Origin of the sequence: Micromonospora sp. NPDC049089, from assembly GCF_040648775.1 — a bacterium.
Lineage (GTDB): Bacteria > Actinomycetota > Actinomycetes > Mycobacteriales > Micromonosporaceae > Micromonospora.
Window position 1 is genome coordinate 1 of record NZ_JBEZEH010000367.1, and the last position, 2,912, is coordinate 2,912.

The 2,912-nt window shown below is 72.8% G+C and carries 3 protein-coding genes; all 3 read left to right on the forward strand.

What is annotated here, in order from left to right; all coding sequences use genetic code 11:
• On the forward strand, positions 1–888 hold an 888-nt coding region (locus AB0B48_RS32735; RefSeq protein WP_357208444.1), incomplete at its 5' end, for an iron ABC transporter permease.
• Positions 889–907: 19 nt separating this feature from the next.
• Entirely contained in the window at positions 908–1,831 is a 924-nt protein-coding gene (locus tag AB0B48_RS32740) for an ABC transporter ATP-binding protein (RefSeq protein WP_357208447.1), read from the forward strand.
• Complete coding sequence (locus AB0B48_RS32745) at positions 1,831–2,778, forward strand: iron-siderophore ABC transporter substrate-binding protein (protein ID WP_357208448.1); 948 nt, start codon at positions 1,831–1,833, stop codon at positions 2,776–2,778. Before AB0B48_RS32740 ends, AB0B48_RS32745 begins: the two co-directional genes overlap by 1 nt.
• Positions 2,779–2,912 lie beyond the last annotated feature (134 nt).

Consider the following 2,912-nt stretch of genomic DNA (forward strand, 5'->3'; position numbering starts at 1 on the left):
ACCGCCGCAACGACCAGGCTCACCGCCGTGATGGCCATGTCGACCACCGGCCGCCCGCTGATCACCCCGATCGCGAAGACCAGCCCCGAGAGCACCGTGGCCGGCGCCGCCTTCGGCGTGGCCGGCACGCTGATCCAAAGCGTGGCCCGCAACCCACTCGCCAGCCCGGACGTCATCGGCATCACCCAGGGCGCCGGTCTCGCCGCGACGGTGGCCCTGACCAGCGGGATGGCCGCGGTGCTGGTGGCGCCCACCGCGCTGGTGGGCGGGTTGCTCGCGGCGGTGCTGCTGTTCGCCCTCGGCGCCCGGCACGGGCTGGCCGCGCAGCGGTTCGTGCTCGCCGGGGTGGCTGTCGCGTTCGGCTTCCGGGCGCTCACCGAGGTGGTCATGCTCACCGCCGACCCGATCGACGGGCTGCGCGCCCAGATCTGGCTGATCGGCACCCTGGCCGGCAAGGGCTGGACCGAGGCCGCCTGGATCGCCGGCACACTGCTGGTGCTGCTGCCGGTGCTGGCCTGGGCCGGCTGGGCGCTGAACAGCACCGCCCTGGACGACGACACCGCCCGGGGAGTCGGGCTGCGTCCGGTGGCCCGCCGGGTCGGCCTCGCCGGCACCGGCGTGCTCGTCGCCGCGATGGTCACCGCCCAGGTCGGCGCCGTCGACTTCGTGGCGCTGGTCGCCCCGCAGGTGGCCCGTCGCCTGGTACGCGCCGAACGACCACCGCTGGTCTGCGCGGCGCTGCTCGGCGCACTCCTGCTGGTGCTGGCCGACCTGGCCGGCCGACGCCTGTTCGCACCCACCCAGCTACCCGCCGGTGTGCTGACCGCCGCGATCGGCGGCCCGTACCTGATCTTCCTGCTGCTGCGCGGCCGGCGGCGGTCGTCGTGACGCCTCAAGGAGTCGTGTGATGCTCTCCACCCGCGACCTGGTCGCCGGCTACGACGAGCGGACCGTGCTCGACGGGCTCGACCTCGACCTGCCCACCGACGCCTTCACCGTGATCGTCGGCCCCAACGCGTGTGGCAAGTCCACCCTGCTGCGCACGATGGCCCGGCTGCTCACCCCCCGCCGAGGCACCGTGCTGCTCGACGGCACCGCCATCCGCGAACTGCCGACCCGGGAGGTCGCCCGCCGCCTCGGCGTCCTGCCGCAGAGCCCACTGGTGCCCGAGGGCGTCACTGTGGCGGACCTGGTCGGGCGCGGCCGACAGCCCTACCAGCGGTGGTGGCGGCAGTGGTCGGCGCAGGACGGCGCCGCGGTGGACCAGGCGATGGCCCTCGCCGACGTCACCGACCTAACCGACCGGCCGGTGGACAGCCTCTCCGGCGGTCAGCGGCAACGGGTGTGGATCGCCATGACACTGGCCCAGGACACCGACGCCCTGCTGCTGGACGAGCCGACCACCTTCCTCGACCTGGCTCACCAGGTGGAGGTGCTGGATCTCCTGCACCGGCTGCGCTCCGAGCGTGGCCGCACCGTGGTCGCCGTGCTGCACGACCTGAACCAGGCCGCCCGCTACGCCGACCACCTGGTCGCCATGCGCGCCGGCGCAGTGGTCGCAGCCGGCCCGCCCCGGGAGATCCTCACCGCCGACCTGGTCCGCGACGTCTTCGGGCTGGCCTGCGTGGTCGTGCCCTGCCCGGTGACGGGCGCACCCCTGGTGGTGCCCGCCTACACCGGAGGCAACGCTCTGGTCCCGGGTGACCCGGCCGACGCGTCCGCCGGCGCGAAGGACCCCGATTCGTCGACGGCGTCCGTACCGGACGCCCGACCCGCCACCGGCGACGCGGCCAACCCGCTCGCCGGCTCGCACCCCTCGAAAGGACTCTGATGCGTCGTCTCGTCGCAGCTCTCGCCGCGGCCGTCGCCCTCGGCGCCGGCCTCACCGCCTGCGGTGAGAGCGACCCGGTCGCCGGCTCCACCACCGGGGAGACCCGGGAGATCACCCACGCCATGGGCACCACCAAGGTCCCGGCCGAGCCCAAGCGCGTCGTCGTGCTCGACACCGACAAGATCGACACGGCGCTCTCGCTGGGCATCACGCCCGTCGGCGCGGCCACCGCCGGTGAGGCGAAGAGCTGGCCCACGTACTTCGGCGCGGACAAGCTCGCCGGCATCAAGGAGGTCGGGGTGCTCACCGAGCCCGACCTGGAGGCGATCAACGCGCTGAAGCCGGACCTCATCCTCGGCAGCAAGTTCCGCCAGGAGAAGTTCTACGACGAGCTGGCCGCCATCGCGCCGACCGTGTTCACCGACAAGGTGGGCATCACCTGGAAGGACAACCTCCTCCTCGACGGCAAGGCGCTCGGCCGCGAGCAGCAGGCAAAGGATCTGCTCGCCACCTACGAGAAGCGGGCCAAGGACTTCGGCGCGACGCTCGGCGACGCCGCCGCGCGCAAGGTCTCCATCGTGCGGTTCCTGCCCGGCAACATCCGGGTGTACGGGCCGGACTCGTTCTCCGGCATCGTCATCGGCGACACCGGCCTGGGCCGCCCCGAGCGGCAGCTGCTCGCCAACAAGGAGGACAAGCGCTTCGACCTGGTCAGCCCCGAGCGGATCAACGAGGTCGACGGTGACGTCATCTTCGTGACCGCCTACGGCGACAAGGCCGCCGCCGAGCAGACCAAGGTCTCCGGCGGGACGCTGTGGAAGGGCCTCGGCGCGGTCAAGGCCGGCAAGGCGTACCCGGTCTCCGACGAGGTCTGGATGACCGGCATCGGCGTCGGCGCCGCCAACAAGATCCTCGACGACCTGACCAAGTACCTCCCCGCCGCCTGACACCCCCCAGCGCCATCCGCGCGAAGGCACGCATCTCGCGCACCCTGCGCGAGGCACGCGAGGCGTGCGCTCGCGGGCGCTGGCTCATGATCGTGCTCGATCCAGGATGTAGTGGCCTCCCCATCTAGGGAGGC

Coding starts and splice junctions, on each gene's coding strand:
- AB0B48_RS32740 (WP_357208447.1), top strand. CDS start 908: ATGCTCTCCACCCGCGACCTGGTCGCCGGCTACGACGAGCGGACCGTG.
- AB0B48_RS32745 (WP_357208448.1), top strand. CDS start 1,831: ATGCGTCGTCTCGTCGCAGCTCTCGCCGCGGCCGTCGCCCTCGGCGCC.